The organism is Streptomyces calidiresistens (assembly GCF_014141525.1).
GTDB classification, from domain to species: domain Bacteria; phylum Actinomycetota; class Actinomycetes; order Streptomycetales; family Streptomycetaceae; genus Streptomyces; species Streptomyces calidiresistens.
In genome coordinates, this window is record NZ_VKHS01001043.1 from 1 (window position 1) to 1,591 (window position 1,591).

Here is a 1,591-nt window from a genome sequence, read left to right on the forward strand (position 1 = left end):
GGCCCCCTCGCCGTCCCACCGGCGTCCCCGCGGTCCGTCGGGCCCGCGGGACGGGGGCTCAGTACGAGCCGCGCCAGTCGGGTCCCTCCACGATCAGTCCCGCCACCAGGGCACCGGTCATCCCGGCGTGCGGGAGCCCCCCGCCCGGGTGGGCCAGGGCCCCCACCCGGTGGGTGCCGGGCAGCGGACCCGGGTTGGGCGCCGCCGCGCGTCCGGTGACCCCGCCGCCCAGGGCGGGGCCGGGAATCGCGCCGCCGGGCGCCCCGGTGTCCCGTTCGATCTCCGCGGGCGTGCGCAGTTCCCGCCACAGTTCCCGGTCCGCCAGGTCCGGCACCACCGCGTCCGCCGCCGCCTCCAGCCGCTCCGCGGTTCCCGCCGGCAGCGCGCCCCCGGAACCAACCGGTACCGGGACGGTGACCACGGCGGTCGCGTGTTCCCCGGTCGGCCACAGCGAGGGGTCGTCCGGTTGCAGCACCGTCACCGGCGGCTCGGCCGCCGTCGCCCCGTGCACCACCGTGCGGTGGGGGGTACCCGCCGGGCGCCGACCGCGCAGGGCCAGCAGGAGCGTCGCCCGACTCCACGCCCGGGCCGCGTTTCCCGGTGGCTCGCGCAGGGGGTCCGCGACGCCGCCCCGGCTCCCCGGGGACGGCGACCAACCGCCCAGCACCACGTGATCGGCCGGCAGCACCGTGCCGTCCGCCGCCTCCACCCCGGAGGCCCGCCCGTTCTCCTCGGCGACGGCGACCGCCTCGACCCCGAACCGGAAATCCACCCGGCGCTCGAGGCACCGGGCGTACAGGGCGTCGGCGAGGGCCCGCGTCCCCCCGAGCGGATACCAGGTGCCGAAGGTCTGCTCCACGTAGGGCAGCGCCAGCGCGCCGGCCGGGGCGTCCGCCGGGTTCACCCCCCAGTCCCACAGACCGGAGGTCAGCACCGCCACCGCCCGCGGGTCGCCCAGCTCCCGGGTCGCCGTGGTCAGCAGGTCGTCCGCCGGGGCGGGGCGACGGAACAGCCCCCGGCGGTGCGGCACCGCCGGGTAGGGGTCGTGCCGGAAGGGGGCGGGGTCGGTGCGGGCCGTCAACGGCTCCTCCATCATCGGGCGGCGGGAGACCTCCCACGCCTCCCGGGCCCGTCCCAGCACGGCGGTCCACCGCTCGGCGGTGTCCCCGCCGAGCGCCTCGCGCACCGCCCGGATCGTCGCGCCGCGGGAGAGACCGGGCAGCCGGAGTCGGGTCCCGTCCGGCAGGCGGTGCTCCACCACGGGGTCGGCGGGCCGAACCAGTTCGACGCACTCCTCCAGAGGGCGTTTGCCGGTTTTCAGGAAGAGGTCCCGCCAGACGGCGGGCAGGTACAGCAGACCCGGGCCGGTGTCGAAGGAGAAGCCGTCCCGGACACGGCGGCCCACCGCCCCGCCGTGGGTGTCCCCGCGTTCCACCACCGTCACCCCGTGACCCGCCACCGCGAGTCGGGCGGCTGCCGCCATCGCGCCGATACCGGCGCCCACCACCACGATCCGTGCCATGTCCCCGCACCCTACCCGGGCCGTGATCACGGGCCGGTGCGGGGAGGGGCGCCGGGCGGGGTCGGGTGC

1 protein-coding gene is annotated in these 1,591 nt (G+C 78.4%); it reads right to left on the reverse strand.

Going from position 1 to position 1,591, the window contains the following annotated elements:
* Positions 1–58: 58 nt before the first annotated feature.
* On the reverse strand, positions 59–1,522 hold the full coding sequence (locus FOE67_RS25290; protein ID WP_182667139.1) for a phytoene desaturase family protein: 1,464 nt from the start codon (positions 1,520–1,522) through the stop codon (positions 59–61).
* Between the last annotated feature and the right edge of the window lie 69 nt (positions 1,523–1,591).